The sequence below is a fragment of the Pseudomonas fluorescens genome, from assembly GCF_902497895.1.
Classification (GTDB): domain Bacteria; phylum Pseudomonadota; class Gammaproteobacteria; order Pseudomonadales; family Pseudomonadaceae; genus Aquipseudomonas; species Aquipseudomonas fluorescens_BP.
In genome coordinates this window covers 1-25,348 of sequence record NZ_CABVHQ010000008.1, presented here as the reverse complement: position 1 = coordinate 25,348, position 25,348 = coordinate 1, and the positions used below count along the sequence as shown (strand labels likewise).

Sequence of the window (25,348 nt, the reverse complement as noted above, 5' to 3'; positions counted from 1 at the left end):
GCTACCCAGCAACTCTCCAAAAACAAGAGAACAAACGAAAATGGCTAAATACCCTGTAGTTGTCTATGGCGCCAGCGGATACACCGGCATGCTGACCATGGACTGGCTGATTGATCAGAACATTCCCTTCACCGCCGTGGCGCGCAACGCCGGGCGCGTACACGAAATGATGGCGCAGCGCGTGGTGCGCCTGGAGTCCGCCACCTATGAAGTCATCGAGGCCGAACACACGGTCGAAGCGCTGACCGAAGCCTTCCGCGGGGCCAAGGTTGTTTGCAACACCGTCGGGCCTTTCGTCAACTTCGGCCTGACCACCGTTGAAGCGGCGCTCAAGGCCGGCTGTCATCACCTCGACACCACCGGTGAACAGCAATACATGCGCGCTGTGCGCGACAAATTCGGCCATCTCTATGCCCAGGCCGGACTGCTGGTTTCGCCGTCGATGTCCTACATGTACACCTACTCGGAAATCGCCGCCGAACTGGCGCTGGAAACCCCCGGCATCGACGCCCTGGAAACCTCGGCGCTGTGCCGCGGCCCGCGGGATGCCGGTGCCGGCGTCACCGTCGGCTCGACCGCCTCGATCTTCGAACTGTATCGCGCCGAGCAATGCTATCTGTGGGAGAAAAAGCTGGTACCCCATGCCGTCGATGCCTCCTTCAACATTGCCTCGCCGGAGTTCTTGCAGCCGGTCTTCGCCCTGCCTTGGGGCGGCACCTCGCTGCCGGTGTATTTCGAGAACGATCCACGGGTGCGTTCCTGCGTTTCTTGCGTCGGCTTTTATGACAACAACGTCATGAAGATGGTGCATGCCCTGGGCCAGAAGTGGGAGGCGGAGTACAAGCATCTGTCCAAAGAGCAGCAGGATGCGCTGGTCAAGCAAATCGTCGACTCGACCACCCCAAGCATGCCGCCACGCGAGCGCACCACCACCGTACGCATGGTCGATACCGCCATCGGTCGCGGCCAGCTCTCGGCCGTGCGCGCCACCGTGCATGGCACCACCGCCTACATTGCCACCGGCGCCTTGCAGACCGCTGCCGCGATCAAGCTGATCGATGGCGAGACCAACAAGGTCGGCTTCGCTTCCGGCTCCAAGGCCTTCGGTCACCGCTACCTGCTGGGCTTCCTCGAAGAGCGCGGCCTGGCACGTGCCACCGTGACCCCGCTCTGATCGCCGGCACTGGAGACTTTCATGGCAATAATTGATTTTTACGACCGTGGCTGGGGTATCAACCCGGCCGGTGTCGCCTACATCCAGGGCGAGCGTTGCTATACCTTCGACGAAGTCGGCGAGCTCTCCTGTCGAGTCGCCAACAAGCTGCTCGCACTGGGCTTGCCGAAGGAAACCAAGGGCGCCATCTGGTCGGCCAACGACGTTACCGCCTGGGCCTGCACCCTGGGCCTGTGGCGCGCCAACATGACCTGGATACCGGTCAATGCGCGCAACTCGGCCCAGGAGAATCACTACATCCTCGACGCGTTCGATTGCGAAGTCATGTTCTACCAGAACGACTTCGCGCCCATCATCGCCGAGCTGCGGCCTCAACTGCCGAAGATCAAGGACTGGATCTGCATCGACGCCGATGGCGCCGATGCGCCGTCGCTGAAGGACTGGTGCGCCGGTCAACCCTCGACCCGCCCCGAAGTGATTTATGCCATGGACGACGTGGTGATGCTCTCGCCCACCGGCGGCACTACCGGCATGCCCAAAGGGGTGATGAACACCCACCGCAGCGTGCAGACCTTCATCGCCCACTTCATGCTGGCCTGCGCCTACCGCGACGGCGAGAAGCCGGTCAACCTGGCGGCAGCTCCGATGACCCACACCGCCGGCCTGCTGGCGGTGCCCTGCACGGCGCAGGGCGGCACGGTGGTGGTCATTACCAAGCCCGATCCGGCACTGATACTCGGCGCCATCGTGCAGCACAAGGTCAGCGAGTTCTTCCTGCCGCCAACAGTGATTTACAAGCTGCTGGAAATTCCCGGCATCGAGACCGTGGACCTGTCCTCGGTCAAATACCTGATGTATGGCGCCGCGCCGATGTCGGTGGAGAAACTGAAAAAGGCCATCGAGGTATTCGGTCCGATCATGGCCGGCGGTTATGGCCAGACCGAAGCCCCGGCCAGCATCTCCAACCTTCGCCCGGACGAGCATCTGGTTGATGGCAAACCCGCTGGCGACGAACGTCTGTCCTCGGTCGGTCGGCCCAATCCGTTGATCCGCGTCGAGGTGATGAACGACGCCAGGCAGATTCTGCCGCGCGGTGCTACCGGCGAAATCTGCGTGCATGGCGACCTGATCATGAAGGGTTACTACAAGCAGCCGGAGAAGACCGCCGAAACCATCATCGACGGCTGGCTGCACACCGGAGACGTCGGTCATATCGACGCCGATGGCTATCTGCACCTCACCGATCGCAAGAAAGACATGATCATTTCCGGTGGCTTCAACGTCTATCCGAGCGAAGTCGAGCAAGTGCTCTGGAGCCATCCAGCGGTGCAGGACTGCGCGGTAATCGGCGTGCCCGATGAGAAATGGGGCGAAGCGGTCAAGGCGGTGGTCGAGCTCAATCCGGACCACAGCACCACGGCGCAAGAACTCATCGCGCTGTGCAAAGCCAGGCTCGGCAGTGTCATGGCGCCCAAGTCTGTCGACTTCATCACCAGCCTGCCCCGCAGTCCCGTGGGCAAGGTGCTGAAGAAAGACTTGCGCCAGCAGTACTGGGAAAACTCTGCTCGAAAGATCTGAGCATCACAACCGGCGATCCTCTGCTTGCGCAAGATCGCCACTGATGAAGGTATGCCGATGAACATGACGCTGCTCGATATGTCGTGGTTTCCACTGGAGTCCAAGGCTATTCCGGTGCACGGAGGGTTTCTCCACGTTTTTACCCCGCCGCCAGGCGCCAGGGCTGATTACAGCCGTCGACTACTGGCGACAATGAAAAAACGTGCCATCGGCGCACCGTTCAACCTGCGACCACGGTTGCGGCTGAGCGGGCTGCCCTATTGGCAGGAGGTCGAGGTTGACCTCGCCCAACACCTGGTCGAACTACGCCTGCCGGCGCCAGGCAACGATCAGCAATTGCGCGATGCCGCTGCGCAAGCCATACAGGAGCCGCTGTCATGGTCGTTACCATTGTGGCGTTGCCACTGGATCGAGGGACTGCAAGGTGGGCGCTTTGCCTTCTTGTTGGTGGCCCATCATTCGCAGTGGGATGGCATGGCCATATTCCGCCTGATGAGTGAAAGCATGTCGCAGTCGGCGCAAAGAAAAACCTTCAGGGCTCCCTGGCAAGGCGTATCGACCTGGATGCAACAGGTTTCGCCAGACAAGGAAAGCAAGGCGCGTCGTCCATCGGCACTGCGCCGGGCCCTGGGAACTGTGTTCGGTGCTGTTGGCGCGGCGACCGATATGGGTAAAGCGTACTCACGGCAGAACCTGCGGTTGATCACCGGCAAAGGCGGTATCGCCCTGCCCTTGGCCGCGCCTGAAACCCGGCTGGAGCGCAACGGTTCGGGTGAACGCACCTATGGATTGGTGCGCTTGCCACTGACACGCGTCAAGGCGCTGGCCAGGATGACAAGGTGTTCGTTCAACGATGTCATGACCACGGTGATCGACGCCGCCTACACCCGCTATCTGGACGAACTGGACATAACGGCCAGCAAACCGCTGGTAGCCATGGTGCCGATGGCCCTCAAGACGGCCGGTGCCGGGAACCAGATTTCCGGTGCCCTGGTCAGGCTCGGGGCACCCCGCAGCGACGTGCGCACACGACTGTCCACCATCCATGGGGCAATGAGCACCGCCAAAAGAGAAATAGGCGCGATGAGCCCGGCCGGAGCCAAGCTCTACGCCATGATCAAGATGGGCATTGCCGCTTTTCCTGACATGTTGCATATCGGCGAGCGCCTGCCGGCGACTGCCAATCTGCTGATTTCCAATCCATACGGCGTGCCGCACCCCTTGCACCTGAATGGCAGCCGACTGGATTACTTTGTACCGATGATGGGCCCTTCACTGGGTGCGCGGCTGATGGTGGGTATCTGGACTTATGCCGACGAAACCTTCATGTCGCTCACCTCGATACGCTCTGTGGTGCCCGATGTTGAGCGCCTTGCCTGGCTGGTACAGCAGGCATTTGACGAGCTCGAGCGCGAGTTCGGCGATGAGCCGAATCAACTGTCGCCAGTGCCGGTGAAAGCGGCAAGGAACAAACCCGGGGCCAGAACTCGCCGGCCAGCCGTGCGCAACGTGGGAGCCTAGCGTGAGCCCTACTCTGACTTGCACACCACCGCAACCGAACGCGCCACGCGCTTTGAGTCTGCGGGCACGGCTATTGCTGTGGTTCTACCGGCACATCGTCAAGGCCCGTCTGGCAAAACCCATGGAGCTCGCCAGGGTGCAGGCGCTACTGACCAGGCTGGACCGCTGGCTGGGCGGCGGTGGCAAAGGCTTCAAGCGTGAACCCATCAGTGCCCACGGGGTTGCCGCCGACTGGATCAGCATCGACGCACCTGGCTCGGACCGCGTCATCCTCTATCTGCATGGCGGTGGCTTCATGTTCCGCACACCGCGGTTGCATGCCCGGCTCGCCGCGCGACTCTGCCGGACCCTTGGCGCCCGGGCCTTGATGCCGCATTACCGACTGGCGCCCGAGCATCCGCTGCCGGCCGCTCACGAGGACTGCTTTGCGGCCTATCGCTGGCTGCTCGACCAGGGCCAGGACCCTGCACGCATCATCGTGATCGGCGACTCCGCCGGAGGGTTGCTGGCGCTGGCCACCTTGCAGCGAATTCGCGATGCCGGCCTGCCCTTGCCCGCTTGTGCCGTGATGTTTTCGCCAGGCACCTGTGTCGACGCTATTCGCCAGCTGGACCCGCGGGCCACCGAAAACGACCCAATGATAGGCGCCGGGGCACTCGATCTGCTGCAGCGCACAGTGGTGGCCGAAGTCGCCATGCACGATGCCGCCGTGTCCCCTTGTGCGGGCAGCCTGCACGGGCTGCCGCCGCTGTTGTTGCAAGCGGGTAGCACCGAGGTCTTGCTGCATCAATCGCAAATTGCCGCAGCCCAGGCGCATAACGCCGGAACCCACGCCGAACTGCAGATATGGCCACACATGCCCCACGTCTGGCAGGCCGTGCATTGGCTGCCAGAGGCCCGGCAGGCATTGGCCTGTGTGGGCGAATTCGTCGAGCGCCACTCGCAGACACAGGCGAACGCGTCGCGGGCTCAGACATCAACCTCACCTCAGGCTCAAACCTCAGGCCGGTCAACTGAACACAAGGATTTCCTATGAGCACTATCTATATCGCCGGCATCGCCATGACCGTCTTCGGTCGCCACCTCGAACGCAGTCTTGAAGACTTGGCGCGCGAGGCTCTCAACAGCGCGCTGCAGGACGCCGGCTGCACTACCGAGGATCTGGGCATCGCCTTTTATGCCGGCATGACCAACGGCCCGCTGCAGGGTCAGATCGCCATTCCGGGCCAGGTGGTCTTCAGCAAGATCGGCATCCAAGGCATCCCCATCTACAACATCGAGAACGCCTGCGCCTCAGGCAGTTCGGCGTTCAATCTGGCGGTGCAAAGCCTCAAGGCCGGCACCACCGATGTCGCGCTGGCGCTCGGCGCGGAAAAGATGAACATCGCCGACAAACTCAAGGCATTTTCGGTTTTCGAAGGCGGCTGGGATGTCTCGCGAGTCGAACAGAACTACCAGACGCTGCTGCAGATGGGCGAAGGGGTGGAAGTCCCCGCCGGTTCGGAATCGGACAAGCCTTATAGCAAGTTCATGGCCATCTACGCCGCCATGTGCCGTTATCACATGAGCAACTATGGCACCACCCAACGGCAGATTGCCGCGGTATCGGCGAAGAACCACACCCACTCGGTGCACAACCCGTTCTCGCAATTTCGCAAGCCGTTCAGCATCGAGGAGATCCTTGCCGCGCCGCCGATCACCTACCCGATCACCTTGCCGATGTGCGCCCCGCTGTCGGACGGTGCCGCCGCGGCCATTCTCTGCACCGAGGAAGGACTCAAGCGCATCGGCGCCGACAAGAGCCGTTGCATCAAGGTCGCCGCCAGCGTCATGCGCAGCTTCAGCCATCGCCGCCTCGATCAACCTGAGCTGAACGTCGGCCGGCTGGCCGCCAACCAGGCCTATGAACTGGCCGGCCTGGGCCCTCAGGACATGCATGTGGCCGAAGTCCACGATGCGTCGGCGATGGGTGAAATCATCCAGGTCGAAAACCTTGGTTTCGTTCCCCTCGGCCAGGGCGGACCTGCAGCCGAACGCGGCGAATTCACCCTTGGCGGGCGAATTCCGGTCAACACCTCGGGCGGTCTGGAATCCAAAGGCCATCCCCTCGGCGCCACCGGCATCGGCCAGCTCTGGGAACTGGTCACCCAGTTGCGTGGCGAAGCCGGCAAACGCCAGGTAGAGGGTGCACGCCACGCCATTCAGGAAAACGGTGGCGGCTTGCAGGGCATCGAGGAAGCGGCGGTGGCCATTCACATTCTGAGTAAAGAGTGACTTTGCTCATTTAGCACAAGCCCACTGGCCGAAATCCCGCTTGACCTTTTCGGCATGGGCTTGAAATGCTGTTCTGGCGTTATTTGAGCAGTACTCGATAGGGGTAAAAACCGTCATGGAACTGCACTACCTGAAAACCACCCAACTCGACCGCACGCTATGGATCGAGCTGGCAAACCCGCCGGCCAACTTCCTGACGGTCGATATCTGCACCGAACTGCACCAGGTGTTCAAGGCCGCCGAGCAGGACAGCAGCATCGCAGTGATGGTGTTGACCGGTGGCCTCGAAGACACCTTCATCTTCCACTTCTCGATTGCCGAGCTGCAAAAGATCAGTGCCGACAATCGGGCCTTTCTGCTCGACCGGATCTGCGGCACGCGCATCGGCAGCCAGCTGATGGAATGGCAAAGCGCATTCTGCCTGTGGCTGATGGACAAGCTGCCGTTCAGCGAACGGGCCGTGCTGGCGCTGACTCGCCGGCTGCGCGGGCGCTGCTCGACGCTGTACCTGTGGTTCCAGATGATGGCGGCCTACTTTGCCATCGAGCACAGCAGCAAGATCACCATCGCCGCGATCAATGGCAACTGCAACGGCGGCGGCACGGAAATGGCCGCCTGCTTTGACTTCCGCTTCATGGTCGGCGATGCCGGTTTCACCATCGGCCAGCCGGAAGCCTTGGTCGGCATCATTCCCGGCGGCGGCGGTACGCAACGCCTGCCACGGCTGATCGGCAAGGCCCGGGCGCTGGAATTCATGCTCGGCTGCGACCAGTGGAACGCGGAACAGGCCAAACATAACGGCCTGATCACCGAGCACTTTGCCAAAGCGTCGTTCAAGGAACAGGTCCAGGCCTTCGCCGAACGCATGAGCCGGCGCAGCCCGATCGCGGTGGCCTCGGTCAAGCATGCGGTACATGCCGGACAAGACACTGGATTGCGCCACGCGCTGGCCATCGAGATGACCTCGACCGTGCGCTGTTTCGCCGACCGCTCGACCCAGTCGGCACTGGTCGAATACATGAGCATCCTCGACGAAAAAATCACCCACGCGCCGGAACAGCCCGGCACTGTGCATGACGTCACACCCTTGCTGGAAAGCGTGCGAGTTACCCGGCATTTCCACTGAAACTGCTCTCGTCCCCCTCGTGGACGGGGGGGCTACTCATCACCGGTGCCGGCTCCGGCATCAGTTCTCGACATCTCATTGCCGGGCGGTAGGTCCAGTCCTATGGGTGTGCCCGGAATTATCCAGACATTTCAATGCCCCCCGGTGCGGGGGGTCGTCAAGGGGTTCGAACTCACTATTTTGAACAACGCTACTTCTCTGCGCTGACCAGGGCATTACCGCGTCTGTCTCGCATACCCAACAACAACATCAAGAGAACAAACGAAAATGGCTAAGTATCCCGTCGTTGTCTATGGCGCCAGTGGTTACACCGGCATGCTGACCATGGATTGGCTGATCGATCAGAACATTCCGTTTACCGCTGTGGCGCGCAATGCCGGGCGCGTACGTGAAATGATGGCGCAGCGGGTGATGCGACTGGAATCGGCCACCTACGAAATCATCGAGGCCGACCACACAGTCGAATCGCTGACCCAGGCATTCAGGGGTGCCAAGGTCGTTTGCAACACCGTCGGGCCGTTCGCCAAGTTCGGTCTCATCGCTGTCGAAGCCGCGCTCAAGGCCGGCTGCCATCACCTGGACACCACCGGCGAACAGTCCTACGTGCGCAATGTCCGCGACCGGTTTGGCGAGCTCTACGCTCAAGCCGGCCTGCTGGTCTCGCCATCGCTGGCCTACATGAATACCTTCTCCGAGATCGCCGCCGAACTGGCGCTCGAACACCCCGGAATCGACTCACTGGAAACCTCGGCGCTATGCCGCGGCCAGCGCGGCATCGGCGCCGGTGTGACCGTGGGCTCCACCGCCTCGATCTTCGAGATGTACCGCGCCGAGCATTGCTACCTGTGGGACAAGAAACTGGTGCCACACCCGGTCGATGCCTCGTTCATGATCCCTTCGCCCCACTTCATCCAGCCGGTATTCGCCTTGCCGTGGGGCGGCACCTCGCTGCCGGTGTATTTCGAGAATGATCCGCGCGTACGGTCCTGCGTCTCGTGCGTCGGTTTCTACGACAACGACGCGATGAAAATGGTGCATTCGCTCAACCAGAAATGGCAAGCCGAATACAAGCATCTCCCGCCCGAAACCCAGGACCAGGTACTCAAGGACATCGTCCAGGCGACGACCCCGGCGATGCCGCCACGCGAGCGCACGACCTTGATGCGTACGGTCGACACCGCGATCGGTCGCGGGCAGCTCTCGGCCGTGCGCGCCGAGGTCTTTGGCACCACCGCCTACATTGCCACCGGTGCACTGCAAGTGGCCGGGGTGATCAAGCTGCTCGACGGCGACACCGCCAAGGTCGGCTTCGCTTCCGCTTCCAAGGCATTCGGTCACCGCTACCTGCTGGGCTTCTGTGAAGAGCGCGGCCTGGCTCGTGCCACGGTCACCAAGCTCTGATCAGCGGTGCAGGAGCCCCTCGCGCAACGACACACTGTCCTCGACACGGCGGCGCGCGCATGCGCGCCCACGTGCTCCTGCCAGGCTAAAACGCCCCGCTGCCGCAAGCCCACTACTTTTCCTCGCCCGCTCCAATGCCGTAGCAGCTGCCGAGCCCTGCGAGGCTGCGTCCGAGGACGAAGTCCTCGCAAATCCTGAGTACACGGTTTACTTGAAAGAACCCGTTACCTGATTTAACGACCGCTCCGCGGTCGAACGCAGCCTCGCAGGCTCGGCAGCTGCTACGAGATGTGTAGATACCTATGCCCCATGGGCAGGAGTTCAGGACTAGCTCTGGTAACCCGAGCTGGCATCGCTCAACCAGACGCCTCGAGGATGCCCAGCATGTAGGCGCGGTCCACGACATGCCTGCGGGTGCCTGCATGAAATTTTCCGTAGAGGTTTTTCAGATGCCACTTCACGGTTTCATCGCCGACATTCAGGGCCAGGGCTATCTGTTTGTTCGTCAGGTTGCGTGCCAGCAACTGCAATACCTCGCGCTCTTTGGGCGTCAGCAGTCGGCTGGGTGAAACGCCCGTTGTCACGGGTTCAGGTCGTGGCACCGGGGCGGACGGGCTCGGTGCCTGCGTGTGCGGCCGGGCATTCTTGTGGCGGACTTCCTGCGCCCACGTGACGAGATCAGGATGGGTGTCCAGGAGGATGCGCTGCAGACCGTATGTATCGGCCAGGCTGATCGCTTCGAGCAAGCAGGACAGGCCGTCCCCTCCCGAATCCTTGAGCGCCAATGCCTTGAGCAACTTGACCTGGACGATCTCACGGCCACGCTGGAGACGCTCGGCAATCTCGTTAGCCACGGCGAGCACGCTGAGCATGGCCTGCCAGTCGCGCTGGACCAGGTAGACGTAGGCGTTGCTCAGCCCGGCCGACAGGGCCAGTTCCTGTCCCAGCAGACCGCGCTGCTGGCGAGCGACGTCTGGCATCAGCTCATCCAGCCGGCGCCAGAGTGCCTGGCAAGTATCGCCCCGGCCATGCAGCGCATGCAGGCGGATCTGTTCACCCAGGGCCTCCATGCAGAAACGCGCGATGCCACGCTCCTCGCCGAGGGCGAACAACGCCGCCAGCAAGTCGTAGCCACGATGGGTCTGCCCCTGCAGCACAGCCAGACGTGAGGCAGTTAGAAAGCCCATCACAATCGCATCCGGTGACGCCAGGCGCTCGACGACATCCAGCCGATTGGCGAGCACCGTCGTCGCCTCCTGTACCTTATTGCATTCGAGAAGCACAGCGGCCAGACCACAGGCCAGCATCACCGCCACCGGACTGCGCCGACCGATGTCCTGCTCGGCATGCAGCAAGCTCTTGCGTAAAGCGGCCTCGGCCGGTGGCATACGCCCTTCGGACAAGTAGGTCATGCCCACGACCCACTCACCATACCCGCGGATTCCATCGAGCCCCCGAGTCCATATATAGTGCGGCGCGCGCTGAAAGATGCGCCGGGCTTTTTCTGGTTGCCCCTGGAACAGCGTTATGCGGGCGACCAGGTTGGCGACGATGGCTTGCAGCTTGATCGAACCGGAAGACAATTTGTCCATCCAGGGGGCCAGCAGTGCCATTGACTCGTCTGGCTGGTCGGCAAAGTAGGCTGCGGCGGCCGCTATCGCCGCCGCTTCGCAGCGTGTTTCCTCATCCGCAGCCGGGTCCTGTTCGATGCAGGCGATCAACCTGGCCGCCTCCACATGCCGCTCGCCCATCGCCAAGGCCCAGGCCGCCGCCAGGCACAGACGCGGACGGGACTCCACTTCCCTGGAAGGCAACTCTTCGATCCATTCCAGCACCCGGCTGAATTGACCACGCAGCATGATCTCGTAGAGACATTGTTCGATCATCAGGTAGCCTTGGGTGGCTTGCCCGGCCAGCAGGAATTGACGCGCCGCCTCCTCGAAAAAGCCATGGGCTTCCAGCCAGCTCGCTGCCCGCTCATGGAGGGCCTGGCGTTGCGCCTGCGGGAGGTCGCGAAAACGGCTCTGCAGAAATTCCCTGGCCAGGGGATGGATGCGCACCCATTCGCTGTCGACCCCCTCGGCGAAGATCGGCGTCGAGGCGCACAACCCATGCAGTAGTTCGCCTGCCCGTTCATTGCCGGTAAGAGCGGCACAGAATGAGGGATTAATCATTTCCAGCAGGGAGATGCAGGTAACGAAATCGACTTGCTCTGCAGATAGACGGGTGACCAGTTTATCGACGAAATAAACTTGGATATCACCGGAACAACCCGAGAGTTCCTCGACGGCGGTCACCAAATGAGCACTCTTCTCGATCGCCGCAATCGCTAGTTGCAACCCGAGCGGCCAACCTTCGGTGATTTCATGCAGGCGCAGGCAGAGATCGGCGTCGATGCGCGCGCCGAAGCGGCTGCTGAGCAGCGCAACGGTCTCCTCGGCGCGGAATCGCAAGGCATCCACCGCGATCCGCACATAGCGCCCGCTGGCCAGGAGGTCCGCGGTATTCAGGCTCAAGCGCCGACGCGAGGACATGAGGATACGCAGGTTGGCCGGGGCATTGTGCAGCAGGTAAGTCAGACCATGGCGCAGGGTGGGCTCGGGCAACGCGTCCGCCTCGTCGAGGATCAGCACCACCTCGCCGCCAAGGTCGGTCACTTGCGCCAGCCAGTCGGTCAGCCCTTCCAGTTCGTCGCGGCCATTGCCGGGTATGCCTTCGCTGGCGCTCGCAAAGGACTGCCGGCCACTCCCCAGGGCCATGGCCGCCGCCAGCCCCTGGACAAAACGGCTGACATCGTCACGCGCATCCAGGGTCAGCCATGCAGCCACTGCCCCGCGGGACAAAAACTCCCGGCGCCATTGCGCCAGCAGCATCGTCTTGCCGAAGCCGGCCGGGCCCTGCACGCTGATCGCCACCTTGTCCGCCAGCTCGGGGGCATCAATGCTCAGTCGATTGCGCAACTGTGCTCCCCTCTGGCTGCGCGGAGGGGTTGTCTTGAGCACCAGTTCAGGCTCTATGCGATCCACGTTGGCGATGCCTCTCTACAGTCCCGCAAATAGACAATAGCCCCGGAACGGCTTGCGCAGCTTGATTTTCTCTCCTTCGAACTCAATCCGGCAGCGCAAAGCCTGCGGTCAGCCCTCCGTCCACGGTATGGCACGAACCATTGATATAGGCGGCCTTGTCCGAGGCCAGCCATGTCACCAGGTTGGCGACATCCTCCGGGGAACCCGCACGGCCTCCTTGCGGAACCATGGCCTCTAACATGACCTGCTCGTTCTTGCTGAGGTTATCCTCGGTCATGGCTGTGCGGATATAACCGGGGGCGATGGCGACGCTGCGAATGTTCTGCCGTCCATGTTCCAGTGCGCAGGCCTTGGTCAGCCCGATGACGCCATGCTTGGCGGCCGTGTAGTGCGGCAGTGTCGCCATGCCCACCAGGCCATCCACCGAAGCCGTATTGATGATGACCCCACCGCCGTTGGCCAGCATGGCCGGAATCGCTGCCCGGGCGCAGAAGAACACACCGTTCAGATTGATGTCGATGACACGGCGCCACTCGACCACGGACACGTCGGCCGTCCGTCCGCGAACCCCGCAGATGCCGGCATTGCTGAACAGCACGTCAACCCGTCCGAACGTTCTGATTGCACTGTCCACCATCGCCTGACAGGCTGCTTCATCCGCGACATTGGTGGGAACAACGATCGCGTTGTCGCCAATCACTTCCAGGGTCTCCTGCAACCCTTGTTCATCGACGTCCGCCAGCACCAGGTTCGCACCCAGGCGGGCAAACTGGACTGCGCTGGCACGACCAATGCCGTTGGCAGCGCCCGTAACGATGACAACCTTTCCAGTAAAATCCACGGTAACTCTCCTCACTCATGCCAAATGGGCTTTCTCGTTCACCGTCAACCTATCCCGCCGCCCGCCCATGGGCTTGTCCTTGCAGGCAGAAGTCTTGTCCCTGGCACAAGATGGAGCAGCAGCATTGCCCCCTTTGCTTTGCTGTGCTCGCCCGCCCCCAATCCAGTTGAGCTGGCAACTTCGCAGTGAATACAGAACGCCTTGGCGCCGCCTGAACAAGGCGGATTTGTCCCTGCGTGCCTGACTTGTTATCAGGTTGCTCCCCTTGCAATCAAAAACCCTGGGCATTGTGGATACTTGCCAGCCTGTTGGCAGGGGAGTCGCTATGAGTACCGATATTGTTATCGCCGGAGTGGGCATGGTGCCCTTCCGCAAGCCGGGTCAATCGCAAAGCTACGATGTCATGGGAGAACAAGCCGCGCGGGCGGCACTCAAGGATGCCGGGATCGACTACGCGCTGATCGAGCAGGCCTTCTGTGGCTATGTCTACGGGGACAGCTGCGCAGGGCAGGCAGCGCTCTATCGGGTGGATATCAGCGGCATCCCGATTTTCAACGTCAATAACAATTGCGCCAGTGGCTCCTCGGCTTTTGCCCTGGCGGTCCAGGCCGTCCGGGGGCAGCAAGTCGAATGCGCACTGGCGCTTGGATTCGAACAGATGCCCGCAGGCGCGATCGATATGGTCTTTCCTGAAAAGGTCAGCCCACTCGCGCGGCACTCGGAAACTATCGCCAGAATCATGAACCTGAGCTTTGAGGAGCGCGATACACCGCCGGCAGTCCGCATGTTCGGGGCCCAGGTCGACGCCATGCTGGAGATGGGCGTGACCGAGGAGACTTTGGCCGCGGTGTGCGTCAACTCGCGCAAGCACGCCGCCAACAACGAGAACGCCATCTTTCGTACGCCGTTGACGGTCGAAGAAATCCTCGCGACGAAACCTATCTTTCGCGGACTGCGGAAAAATTTCGCCTGCCCACCGAGCTGTGGCGCCGCCGCGGTGATTGTCTGCACAGCGGAATTTGCCCGCGCTCATGGCATCCGCGCCGACGTTCGCCTCGCCGGCCAGGGCTGGAGCAGTGACCAGCGGAGCTTTTTCGAAGGCAGCGTCATGGATGTCATGTTTCAGGCACTGAGCCGCAATGCGGCCAACAAAGCCTATGAAGATGCCGGCATTGGTCCGACGGATGTCGACGTCATCGAGCTGCACGACTGCTTTGCCAGTAACGAATTGGCCACCTACGTCGCGCTGGGGCTGTGCCAGCAGGAAGAGTTGAACGATTTTGTCGCGTCTGGTCGCGGCACCTATGGCGGCCAATGGGTGATCAACCCGTCGGGCGGCCTGTTGGCGAAGGGGCATCCGCTGGGTGCGACGGGGTTGGCTCAGCTGACGGAACTTACCTGGCAACTACGCGGCCAGGCTGGGTCACGGCAGGTTCCTGGTGCAAGGGTCGCGTTGCAGCACAACGGCGGACTGGGCAGCGCGGGATTCGTGCACATTCTGAAGAAATACTGAAGCCCCTGACTGAGTCGCAGATACGCGCGCAATGAAGGTCGCGCGTCTGCCGCCCGGTCGGGCCACGAGCAATAAGGGGAACTCACTTTGACAGCATTACTGAAATTCTTGTGCCTCGGCGTCTATGTCCTCGGCGCCGCAAGCACTGCGGGCTTGCTGCCCGATGCGTGGTCATTCTGGAAAACGATTGCAGCCGTACTGCTGGCCGCCCATGTGCTTGAGGCAATAGCCATGTTCAAGTACGTCAAGCGCTACCCAGGATCGCTGGGAACGAGCCTCGTCCTGACCCTGCTCTTCGGTATTCTTCACTGCAAACCCTTGATGCAGGCGAAGGTACGCCCCTGAAAACCAGGAGCGTAGGTAGCGGTAGCGGTATCGTAGCAGCTGCCGAGCCTGCGAGGCTGCGTTCGACCGCGAAGCGGTCGTTAAATCAGGCAATGGGTTCTTTCAGGTAAACCGCGTACGCAGGCTTTGCGAGGACTTCGGTCGAGCGCGACCCCGGCTCGAACGCAGCCTCGCAGGCTCGGCAGCTGCTACGCAGTCGTGAAATCAGGCAACGGGTTCTTTCAAGTAAACCGCGGACGCAGGCTTTGCGAGGACTTCGGTCGAGCGCGACCCCGGCTCGAACGCAGCCTCGCAGGCTCGGCAGCTGCTACGCAGATGAATCGCCAATCAGCGCTCCAGCCCAAGGCTCTGGCGATATTGACTCGGTGCCATGCCGGTCCATCGCTTGAATGCACGGGTAAAATTGCTGACTTCGGAAAAGCCCAGCGAAAAGGCTGCCTCAGTCACCGAAACCGAGCTGCGCGACATGAATGCCAGAGCATGGGTACGCCGTGTATGGTCGAGGATTTCCTGAAAACTGGTATCCCTGGCAGCGAGCTTCAATTGCAAGCCGCGGGTACTGATGTGCAGCCGCTCAGCCACTCGATCCTTGTTCAGCGTACGCGAGGATAACTCGCTACTGACAATTGCCCGGACGCGATTGACGATGTCCCCTCGCTCAATTCGCTGAAGGTACTCCATCACCGTGCGGTCATGGCTCAATGCAAGCTCCTCGTTGGCACCCGGAAGCCTCTTGTCCACCCGCTCGAGATCCATTGCCATCACGATCTCCGGGCGGCCAAATTCGACATCGCATTGGAAGTACTCGGAAAAGACCTGTGCCATGCTTTCAGAAGCAGGTCGAATCAACTCAAGTTTCCTTAACCGGAACCGATTGCCGGAAATGGTCCGCAGAAGGGTAAAGATCAAGGATATGTAGGCGTCGTGTGTTTCATGGCACACCTGCGCACCCGGTACGCTTGAAGTAATGAGCAGGAAGGTGTTGTTTCGTTCTTCTACGCGGATGCTGGCATTCTGCGAAATGATCCGGTAGAGCGAACTCAACCGCTGCGCGAAGTCCCGTATCGAAATGCTGGCCAGCAGAGCAAAGCCCATCGCATGGAGATTGGCGGGACGTAAGGTTTCCCCGGCTCGCAGGCCGAAACACGGATCTTTTGTGGCCTGCACGGCCGCGACATACAGCTTTGCGATCGTTTGATTATCGATGCGCAGCATCGGATCGGTGGTTGCAGGCAACATCACCCCGCAGGAGAGAAACACTTGATCCGCGCAAGCACCTTGATTTTCTAGCGCTTCAGCAATCGCAATTGCATAGGCCCCAATGATCGATGAACCACGGTTTGGAGTGTCCGGCGCAAAGCCGTCTTTCAGGGTCCGATGCGCTTCAATCGCATCGCTGCACTCATTGCTTATCGTCAATGTAAAAACCTCTGATGGTCCCACTCGGCAACGAGCGCTGGCGCCTCGACTGACAGCGACCATTTTAGGCACCGACTCAGGCGGCAATTTTGTTATTACACGCCAAGTATTTGTGATTGAATGCCATTTCTGGCAGCCACGTGATCAAGGAGCAGTGTATGACGCCGTATATGCGCGGCTGGGTGCTCCAGGGCTTCGCGAACCTGATAGAGGAACTGGGTGGCGATGTGGCGGGTTACGAGAAACGCTTCCAACTGCCGCTGCGCGGTCTTGATCAAAGCGACGCGGCGATCCCTGGCTCCGCGCTGATCCGCTTGATGGAGGCATGCGCCGACGACCTGGAATGCCCCGACTTCGGCATTCGCCTCGGTACGATGCAAGGCCGCGCTCCGCTCGGCCCGGTGATGCTGGCATTGACCCACTGCGCAACCGTGGGCGAGGCGATCGGGGCGGCTGCGCGTTTCATCAGCCTGCTGAATCCGGCCGTGGAACTGCAATCCAGGAACATCGCCAGCGGGCTGCGCCTGACCTATCAGATCAAAGTGCCCAGAATTGGCATCGTGGGGCAATTCGAGCAATGGTGCCTCACGGCGGGCGTGAAGATTTTTCAGGTACTGGCCGGTGCCAATGCTCGGCCGCGGGCGATTTTTTTTACCCATGCCCCCTTGCAGTCGAAGGACTTCTATTCCCGCACTTTCGGCTGCCCGGTGAAATTTTCGCAAGCTGCTTTTGGCATCGAATTTTCTGCCAGTGATGCCCTGCGCCCGATGGACGGAAACGATCCAGAGATGAAGGCGCTCGTCACCGACTATCTGGAGCGGATTGCAGACGCGTCCGGACTCGACCTCGACCATCAGATGGACGCGCTGATTCGCAAACTGCTGCCGACCGGCCGTTGCACGCTCGACACCATCGCCAGCCATTACTTCGTCAGCGTACGTACCCTGCAGCGTCGCCTGGATGACCAGGGGCTGGCATTCGAGAAACAGGTGGACGATATCCGCCGCGAGCGTGCTGCCTTGTATCTCAGTGATCCGATGCTGCGAGTCTCTCAGGTGGCCTTATTGCTCGGTTATGCCGAACAAAGTTCGTTGTCCCACGCGTTCAAGCGTTGGTATGGGATGTCGCCCAGTGCCTGGCGCCGAGTCCATTCGGCCGCGCCTCTGGCAAGGTGACAGCCAATCACAAATGTTTGTCGTGCATTAACAAACCATTGACCCGGCGCAGTTCTCAGAATAGGCCAGCCAACATCGGCTGGATGACTTCGCCCGCATCAACGGAGAACAAGAATGACATTGCCCCAAATGAGCCGTGCAGGAAGAACAGGAATCTCACGCAGACTTGAATCTTCCCTCTTCATACTGCTCGGTTTACTCGTGGCTTCGACGGCAGTTGCCCAGAGTTACAAGACCGACATCCCGCCGGCGATCGTGACTCCCGACACCCTCGAGACACGGCTCGGCACCCTGCGTTTCACCGATGGTTTCCCGGACGAGGCGACCGTGCAGAAGGTCTACGACAACCTCGACTTCCAACGCGGCGTGCAGGCGTTCATCTCGACGATTCCCGCTGCATCGCAGGTGGCAATGCGCAGAGGCATCAGGTCGCTCGGTCCAGACAACGGAACGCTGTTCATCACCGAGACGCTGATGGACTCCAGATCGCTGTTCCTGACGGGCAACAGCGAGAGTGTCTACGTGTCGGGATGGATCGATCTGAAGAACGGGCCGGTCGTGATCGAAAGCCCACCCAATACACTCGGCTTCGTCGATGATTTCTGGTACCGCTACGTTACGGACCTCGGTAACGCCGGGCCCGACAAGGGCCAGGGCGGCAAGTACCTGTTGCTTCCTCCAGACTATGAGGGGGAAGTGCCGCAGGGTTACCACGTATTCAAATCTCGCACCTTCAACAACTGGTTCGCCAGCCGTGGTTTTGTGGTGAACGGTGACCCGAAACCTGCGGTCGAGAGTTTCAAGAAGCAGTTGCGCATCTATCCGCTGGCGCAGGCCGCCAATCCACCGGCGACGACCTTCGTCAACATCTCCGGCAAAACGATCAACACCATCCATTCGATGGACTTCTCGTTCTTCGAAGAGGTCAACCAGGTGGTGCAGGAGGAGCCGAACGCGGCGCTCGATCCTGAGACACTCGGATTGCTCGCCGCCATCGGCATCGAAAAAGGCAAGCCATTCGCGCCCGACGCGCGGATGAAGAAAATTCTCACCGAAGCGGCGTCGGTCGGCAGTGCTACGGCCCGTGCAATTGCCTCCAAGCCCCGTTCGCAGGATACCTATCACTACCCCAACAGTGCGTGGCGCAAGCTGTTCGCCGGCGGTGACTATCGATTCCTGCAAGACGACGTCCGCCAGTTCGACGCCCGTTTGTTCTACTTCTTCTATGCCACTGTCAATACACCCGCTCTGGTGAAGAAGATGGTCGGCGTCGGCTCGCAATACGCGGCGGCATTTGTCGACGCCAAAGGCCAGCCACTCGACGGGGGCAAGACCTACCGGCTGCATCTTCCGCCAAACATCCCGGCGAAAAATTTCTGGTCAGTCGTGCTGTATGACAATCAGACGCGCTCGATGCTGCAGACCGACCAGCAGTTCCCGAGTACCGGCAGCCAGAAGCAGGGCATCGTGATCAACCCCGATACCTCGGTCGACCTGTATTTCGGCCCCAAGTCACCGCCCGGCAAAGAAAGCAATTGGGTGCAGACCCTTCCCGGCAAAGGCTGGAACACCCTCTTTCGCCTCTACGGTCCGCTCGATGCCTGGTTCGACAAGACCTGGAAACCGGGTGAAATCGAAGAGGTCAGTGACCCCCTGGCGCGGACAATGTAAGGAACATATTAATGAACAACAGACTTGCGATCCTGATGCTGCTCGGTGCCTCCATGGTTTCGTCGGCATTCGCCCAAACCTACAAAACGGATATCCCGCCTTCGATCGTGACACCCGATGTCCTCGAGACGCGGCTCGGCACCCTCAGGTTCACCGATGGTTTTCCGGACGATGCGACGGTCCAGAAGGTCTACGACAACCTCGACTTCCAGCGCGGCGTGCAGGCATTCCTCACGGCCATGCCGGCGGCTTCGCTTTCAGCGATACGCAAGGGCATCACCGGGTTCGGACCGGCCAACCAGACCGTGGCGCTGTTCGAAAACCTGATGGACGCCAGGTCGCTGTTCCTGACAGGCAACAGCGAGAACATCTACGGATGGGCGTGGATCGATCTGAAGGACGGGCCGATTGTCATCGAAAGCCCACCCAACACACTGAGCATCGTCGACGACTTCTGGTTCCGTTACGTCGGCGACCTCGGCAACGCCGGACCCGACAAGGGCAAGGGCGGCAAGTATCTGCTGCTGCCGCCGGGATACGATGGCCCTGTTCCGCAAGGCTACTTCGTGTACCGCTCGCCAACCTTCGGCAACGTATTCCTCACCCGGGGGTTTCAGGTCAATGGCGACACGAAACCTGGCGTCGAGAACATCAAGCAGCACCTGCGTATCTATCCGCTGGCGCAGGCCGCCAACCCGCCGGCAACGACCTTCGTCAATGTCTCCGGCAAGGCATTCAATACCACCCACGCCTTGGACATCACCTACTTCGACGAGGTCAACGAAGTGGTGCAGGAAGAACCGAACGCGGCGATGGACCCTGAAACGCTCGGCCTGCTGGCCGCCATCGGCATAGAGAAAGGCAAGCCGTTCGCACCTGACGCGAGGATGAAAAAGATCCTCACCGAGGCTGCAGCCGTCGGCAGCGCCACGGCGCGCACCCTCACCTTTCGCACGCGCATCAAGGATTCCTATTTCTATCCGGACAGCGCCTGGGGTACGCCGTTCATCGGCGCCAGCCATCGTTTCGAGCATGACGGCATCCGCCTGCTCGACGCACGCACGTATTTTTACTTCTACGCCACCGGCAACACACCGGCGATGACAGTCAAAATGGTGGGCGTTGGATCGCAATACGCAACGGCATTCGTGGACGCCAACGGGCAGCCCCTCGACGGAGCCAAAACCTACCGGCTGCACCTGCCGCCCAATATTCCGGCGAAGAGCTTCTGGTCGATCGTGCTCTACGACAACCAGACGCGCTCGATGCTGCAGACCGACCAGCAGTTCCCCAGCATCGGCAGCCAGCGCAAAGGCATCGTCATGAACCCCGATACCTCGGTGGACCTGTACTTCGGCCCCAAAGCGCCGCCCGGCAAGGAAAGCAACTGGGTACAAACCACGCCGGGCAAAGGCTGGAACACCCTGCTGCGCCTCTACGGCCCGCTGGAACCGTGGTTCAACAAGACCTGGCGGCCAGGCGAGATCGAGGAAGTGAAGCCGTAACCCCATCGTCCTGACCTTGGCCTATCGAGCTCCCTCAAATCAGGGTCGCAGGGACAAGCGCTGTGCCCGATTCGATAAGTCGGAGTTTTCGTAACGGATTACTCTCAATCAATGCGCTGGCGAACCTGAAGGCCGACATTTTCCGGGACGCCTCCCAATTACTTCACGGGCCGGACAGTCGTTTCGCGACGATCAATCCGGATCCATCACCGTATCGCAACGGGATAATAACAAGAGGAATCGTCGATGTTTGATTTGGAGAGAATTGTCGAGCCTGTACTGGGCCTTTGCGGTCTGGAAAGCGACTTGACGGAAGAAGAACGAGCCATTCAGGAAGTGGCGCACAACTTCGCCAAGGACGTCATGCGCCCGATCGGCACCAAGCTGGACAAAATGACTGCCGAGGAAGTGGTCGCGCCGGGCTCTCCCCTGTTCGACTACATGCGCCAGGTGCACGATTCGGGGCTTCTCGATCTGGGCGCGCTGGCGGCGATGGATAGCCAGCAAAAATCCCGCATCATGCCGATCATCTTCGAAGAACTGGGCTGGGGCGATTCGGGGCTGGCCATCGCCACGCTGGCGTCCTCATTCCCGGCGTATGCGGCGCACAATAGCGGGAATCCGGAACTCATCGAGCGATTTGGCGCGCTCCCTGGCTGCTGGCTGGCGACCCAGCCCGACCGCGGCAGCGATATCGTCGACATGGACGCAGACCTGGTCCAGCCCGGAGCCAGGCAATCGCGCGGCAACCTTCACGCGCGGGTCATCGGCGATGAGGTGATCATTCACGGCCAGTCCTCGGCGTGGATTTCCTATGCGCCGCTGGCCCAGACTGCGCTGGCCTACATCCCTTGCGACTACGGCAATGGCCTGGCCCAGGAAAATGGCGCCGGGCTGAATCACATCGCCATCCTCATCCCGCTCGACCTGCCTGGCGTCTCGAAGGGCAAGCCGCTGGAAAAACTGGGCCAGCGTGCCCTGCCGCAGGGTGAGATCTACTTCAACGAAGTCCGTGTGCCCAGGAAATATGCCCTCGCCGAGGGTGAAGCGGCCATCACCAGCTTCTTCGGCGCCCTGACCTTCGGCAACATGGAAATGGCGGCAACCTTCACCGGAGTGGCCCGCGCGGCCTACGAGCATGCGCTGGCCTACGTGCATGAGCGCAAGCAAGGCGGCACACCGATCATCAACCATCAGAGCGTGCAGCTGCGGACCTTCGACCTGTGGCAGAAGGTCGAGCTCTCTCGGGCTATCGCGCATCGCGTGTTCGCCTACAACTACAGCGACAAGGGCCCTCACCTGCTGGCCTCGATCACCAGCAAGACCTATGTCACCGAGACCGCGTTCCAGGTGGCCAGTGAAGCGCTGCAGCTCTTCGGTGGCAATGGCCTGACCAAGGAGTACCCGATCGAGAAGCTCATGCGCGACGCACGGGCATCGATGATCGAGGATGGCGAAACCAACGTGCTCAAGCTCAAGGCCATGCGCTGGCTGAGCCGCGCGTACCAGCGCGCCAACTGATTCCCCCAACGAGCCAATCAACCACATTTCCGGGCTGCCAGGTGCAGCCCCGAGGATAACGCTGTGCCTCAAAAAGCCAGTCGTTGTGGAAACCTGTTTAATGGAGTGCATAGGCCATGCGGATCATCGACCACTTCGATAACGCGGTACGTTTTTACCCGGACAATCTGGCCTTCGTCGACGTCGGCAACGATGCCAGCGCACTGACCTATGCCCAGGCGGCACCGGTGACGCAGGCCATTGCCGGGGCGATCGCCCACAACGGATTCAGCGGCGGTGGTCATGTCGGCATTCTGGCGCCCAATTGCACTGTCGCCTTCCTGGCGCTGTTGGGCCTGTTTCGCGCGCGTTGTGTCTGGCTGCCGGTCAATCCGCGCAATACGGTGGCGGCCAATGCGGACCTGTTCAATGACTTCGAGGGCGAGCTGCTGCTGTTCCATAGCACCTACGCCAATGAGGCGGCTGAACTGAAGGCGCGGTGCCCCGCCCTTCGGGAACTCGTTTGCATTGACGGCGATTGCGGCGTGGGGACTTCCCTGGAGACGTGGTCGAAAGCGGCACCGGCGAACTATACCCCCGCTATGGGAACGGGCAGCCTGGACGATACCTTTGCCTTGTACCCCACGGGTGGTACGACCGGAAAGTCGAAGGGGGTGATGATCACCCATCGCAACATCCATACCTTCTTCAGCAACTTCTACGCGCACTTTTCCTATCACGACAGCACTTGCCATCTGGTGGTGGCGCCGATGACGCACACCGCCGGACTCACCGGTTGCCTGCACTTCGCGCGCGGCGGGACCAACGCGATCATGGCCGGCGCAGTCCCTGAAGCGGTTGCCGATGCGATAGAGAAATACAAGGTCACCCATCTTTTTCTGCCGCCGACTGTGCTGTACATGCTGCTGGCGTTGCCTGACATCCGCCAGCGGGACTACCGCTCGCTGAAGCATTTCCTGGTCGGCGCTGCGCCGACGTCACTGGAGAAGCTGAAGGAAGCCGTGCAGGTGTTCGGCCCGGTCATGTCCGAGGCGTTTGGTCAGTCCGAAGCACCGGCCGCGATTACCGCCAAGGCACCTTGGGACTACATCGACGCGCACGGCACTATCAATGAAGCACGCCTGCAATCCATTGGCCGACCTTGTGTATTCAACACCGTGGCCATCCTGAATGACGAAGGCGAGGAAGTGGCGCGCGGTGAGGCGGGGGAAGTCTGCATTCGCGGCGATCTGGTAACGCCGGGCTATTACAAGAATCCCCAGGCGACTGCCGAAGTCCGTCAGCAGGGCTGGCACCACACGGGTGACGTCGGGGTCATGGCCGAGGACGGCTATATCACGATTGTCGACCGCAAGAAGGACATGATTATCACCGGCGGGTTCAACGTTTATCCGAACGAGATCGAACAGGTACTGACAACCCATGACGCCGTTCAGGATTGCTCTGTGATCGGTATTCCTGACGACAAATGGGGCGAAGCGCTGAAGGCGATTGTCCAGCTCAAGCCTGGCAAGCGCTGCACGGGAGACGACCTGATTGCGCTGGTCAAGGAAAGGCTGGGGAGCGTCAAGACACCGAAGAGTGTCGATTTCACCGAGCAGTTGCCGCGCAGCCCGGCGGGAAAGGTACTGAAAACCGAACTGCGTAAAGCGTATTGGCAGGGCAAGACCAGGGCTGTGCACTGAGTACCCGCCCGTCAACGACCGCTCATTTCAATAACGACAACGGCATTGCGAGCAATCATGAAACTCGAACAGAAATACCCGGCAAAACGTGCCTTTGTGACGGGTGCCGCCAGCGGTTTCGGCCTGGCCATCTGCATGCATCTCGCAAGCAGGGGCTGGAAACTGCTGATCGCCGACATCAACGCGACAAGACTGGACCAGGCCGAGGCGCAGTTGCGCAAATACGGCGCCGAGATCTTCAGCATGGTGTTGGATGTCACCCGGCAAGAGGCCTTGCAGGAGGCCGCCAACACCGTCAAACAACTGTGGGGCGGAGTCGACCTGGTGTTCAACAACGCCGGCATTGCGTCAGCAGGCGCAATCGATGACCTTCCCCTGGAAGAATGGGAAAAAGTCATCAACGTCGACCTGTGGAGTGTGATTTATGGCTGCCGGGCATTCGTGCCTTTGCTCAAGGCTCAGGGCGGCGGTTGCATCATCAATACCGCCTCGAGCGCCGGTACCTTGTCCGGGCCTGAAATGTCTCCCTACAACGTGGCCAAGGCAGGCGTCGTGTCCCTGTCGGAGACCCTCAAGTCCGAACTCAGCGGCTTTGATATCGGCGTTACGGTGATTTGCCCGACCGTGTTCGCGACCTCGCTGGGCGACTCGCTCCAGAGCGAGCGCGCCATGGAGAAGCGCCTGCTGGCCCAGTTGAAAAAGTCCCGATTCACCTCCGAGCACATAGTCGATGATGTAATTCACGCGCTCGAAAAGGGCCGCCTCTACGTCATGACCCAGCCTGACGCCAAATGGGCGTGGCGACTCAAACGCTGGATGCCGGAAACCTATTTCCGCCTGATTGCCTATCTGTACCGCAACCGAAAGTGGCTTTACGCCGAGCAGGGTTAAGGCCCGCGTCCTGCGCAACGGTCTGCACAGTACGCGAGAACCGGCCATTCTTACCTCCCCAAGCCCCGTCCCAGGGGCTGCACCTGATGGCCAAGCCGATCGGGCCGATCTGTAACCTCGATTGCTGTTATTGCTCTGGAAAAAGAGCAGCTGTACCCACCCCGCGAACGCTTCAGCATGCCCGACGACGTTCAGATAAGTGACCGGGTTCTGTGACAAGGGAGCGCGCGACCGCAGAACCGTAGCAGCTGGCGAAGCCTGCGTTCGGCTGCGCAGCAGTCGTAAATCCTGCTGACACGGTTTGTCTGGAAGACCGCAGTGCCTGGTTTTACGACTGCTGCGCAGCCGAACGCAGCCTCGCAGGCTCGACAGCTGCTACACGAGCCGAACGCAGCCTCGCAGGCTCGGCAACTGCTACGGGGGACAGTGCTGAATCTGAAATGCCTTACTGACTGGCATCAGGGGCTGCCCCGCGCCGCATCAGATAAGTGATCGGGTTCTGTGACAAGGGAGCGCGCGACCGCAGAACCGTAGCAGCTGGCGAAGCCTGCGTTCGGCTGCGCAGCAGTCGTAAATCCTGCTGACACGGTTTGTCTGGAAGACCGCAGTGCCTGGTTTTACGACTGCTGCGCAGCCGAACGCAGCCTCGCAGGCTCGACAGCTGCTACACGAGCCGAACGCA

Annotated in this window: 18 protein-coding genes; 15 read left to right on the top strand and 3 right to left on the bottom strand. The window is 60.9% G+C overall.

Annotation, left to right across the window (positions count from 1 at the left end; genetic code table 11):
* Positions 1-40 precede the first annotated feature (40 nt).
* From F8N21_RS05995 to F8N21_RS05965, 7 genes are all read left to right on the top strand, one after another.
* Positions 41-1,174: a saccharopine dehydrogenase family protein gene (locus F8N21_RS05995; RefSeq protein ID WP_150641259.1), complete on the top strand. Its 1,134-nt coding sequence runs from the start codon at positions 41-43 to the stop codon at positions 1,172-1,174.
* A gap of 21 nt (positions 1,175-1,195) precedes the next feature.
* Positions 1,196-2,752, top strand: a complete 1,557-nt coding sequence (locus F8N21_RS05990) for a class I adenylate-forming enzyme family protein (RefSeq protein WP_150641258.1) — start codon at positions 1,196-1,198, stop codon at positions 2,750-2,752.
* Between the two features lie 57 nt (positions 2,753-2,809).
* A complete protein-coding gene (locus tag F8N21_RS05985) occupies positions 2,810-4,273 on the top strand; it encodes a wax ester/triacylglycerol synthase domain-containing protein (RefSeq protein WP_191624219.1) in 1,464 nt (487 codons plus the stop codon).
* 1 nt (position 4,274) lies between these two features.
* Complete coding sequence (locus F8N21_RS05980; protein ID WP_150641256.1) at positions 4,275-5,309, top strand: alpha/beta hydrolase; 1,035 nt, start codon at positions 4,275-4,277, stop codon at positions 5,307-5,309.
* Positions 5,306-6,547 (top strand): thiolase family protein, encoded by a 1,242-nt coding sequence (locus tag F8N21_RS05975; protein ID WP_150641255.1) that lies wholly within the window; start codon positions 5,306-5,308, stop codon positions 6,545-6,547. Before F8N21_RS05980 ends, F8N21_RS05975 begins: the two co-directional genes overlap by 4 nt.
* A 115-nt stretch (positions 6,548-6,662) precedes the next feature.
* Positions 6,663-7,673: an enoyl-CoA hydratase/isomerase family protein gene (locus tag F8N21_RS05970; RefSeq protein WP_150641254.1), complete on the top strand. Its 1,011-nt coding sequence runs from the start codon at positions 6,663-6,665 to the stop codon at positions 7,671-7,673.
* A 267-nt stretch (positions 7,674-7,940) separates the two neighbouring features.
* Positions 7,941-9,074 (top strand): saccharopine dehydrogenase family protein, encoded by a 1,134-nt coding sequence (locus tag F8N21_RS05965; RefSeq protein ID WP_150641253.1) that lies wholly within the window; start codon positions 7,941-7,943, stop codon positions 9,072-9,074.
* 356 nt (positions 9,075-9,430) lie between these two features.
* Here F8N21_RS05965 and F8N21_RS05960 read toward each other — a convergent pair whose 3' ends face one another.
* A complete protein-coding gene (locus F8N21_RS05960) occupies positions 9,431-12,034 on the bottom strand; it encodes a helix-turn-helix transcriptional regulator (RefSeq protein ID WP_224788168.1) in 2,604 nt (867 codons plus the stop codon).
* Positions 12,035-12,182: 148 nt separating this feature from the next.
* Positions 12,183-12,941 carry an SDR family NAD(P)-dependent oxidoreductase gene (locus F8N21_RS05955; protein WP_224788167.1) on the bottom strand — a complete coding sequence of 253 codons (759 nt, stop codon included), beginning with the start codon at positions 12,939-12,941 and terminating at the stop codon, positions 12,183-12,185.
* A 325-nt stretch (positions 12,942-13,266) separates the two neighbouring features.
* Here F8N21_RS05955 and F8N21_RS05950 point away from each other — a divergent pair, with 325 nt between their 5' ends.
* Entirely contained in the window at positions 13,267-14,454 is a 1,188-nt protein-coding gene (locus tag F8N21_RS05950) for a thiolase C-terminal domain-containing protein (protein WP_150641250.1), read from the top strand.
* An 87-nt stretch (positions 14,455-14,541) separates the two neighbouring features.
* Positions 14,542-14,799: a hypothetical protein gene (locus F8N21_RS05945; protein ID WP_150641249.1), complete on the top strand. Its 258-nt coding sequence runs from the start codon at positions 14,542-14,544 to the stop codon at positions 14,797-14,799.
* A gap of 327 nt (positions 14,800-15,126) precedes the next feature.
* On the opposite strand, the gene F8N21_RS05940 is transcribed toward F8N21_RS05945, so the two are convergent.
* Positions 15,127-16,218, bottom strand: coding sequence for an AraC family transcriptional regulator (locus F8N21_RS05940; RefSeq protein ID WP_191624217.1), 1,092 nt, complete (start codon positions 16,216-16,218; stop codon positions 15,127-15,129).
* A gap of 158 nt (positions 16,219-16,376) precedes the next feature.
* Here F8N21_RS05940 and F8N21_RS05935 point away from each other — a divergent pair, with 158 nt between their 5' ends.
* From F8N21_RS05935 to F8N21_RS05910, 6 genes are all read left to right on the top strand, one after another.
* A complete protein-coding gene (locus tag F8N21_RS05935) occupies positions 16,377-17,393 on the top strand; it encodes an AraC family transcriptional regulator (protein ID WP_150641247.1) in 1,017 nt (338 codons plus the stop codon).
* A gap of 114 nt (positions 17,394-17,507) precedes the next feature.
* The gene (locus tag F8N21_RS05930) at positions 17,508-19,064 is read left to right on the top strand and encodes a DUF1254 domain-containing protein (protein WP_224788166.1); all 1,557 of its coding nucleotides are present in this window, start codon (positions 17,508-17,510) and stop codon (positions 19,062-19,064) included.
* An 11-nt stretch (positions 19,065-19,075) separates the two neighbouring features.
* Positions 19,076-20,569 carry a DUF1254 domain-containing protein gene (locus F8N21_RS05925; protein WP_150641246.1) on the top strand — a complete coding sequence of 498 codons (1,494 nt, stop codon included), beginning with the start codon at positions 19,076-19,078 and terminating at the stop codon, positions 20,567-20,569.
* A 246-nt stretch (positions 20,570-20,815) separates the two neighbouring features.
* Positions 20,816-22,090, top strand: coding sequence for an acyl-CoA dehydrogenase family protein (locus tag F8N21_RS05920; RefSeq protein ID WP_150641245.1), 1,275 nt, complete (start codon positions 20,816-20,818; stop codon positions 22,088-22,090).
* Between the two features lie 116 nt (positions 22,091-22,206).
* Positions 22,207-23,775, top strand: coding sequence for an AMP-binding protein (locus F8N21_RS05915; protein ID WP_150641244.1), 1,569 nt, complete (start codon positions 22,207-22,209; stop codon positions 23,773-23,775).
* 57 nt (positions 23,776-23,832) lie between these two features.
* Entirely contained in the window at positions 23,833-24,666 is an 834-nt protein-coding gene (locus tag F8N21_RS05910) for an SDR family NAD(P)-dependent oxidoreductase (RefSeq protein WP_150641243.1), read from the top strand.
* The last annotated feature ends 682 nt before the right edge of the window (positions 24,667-25,348 follow it).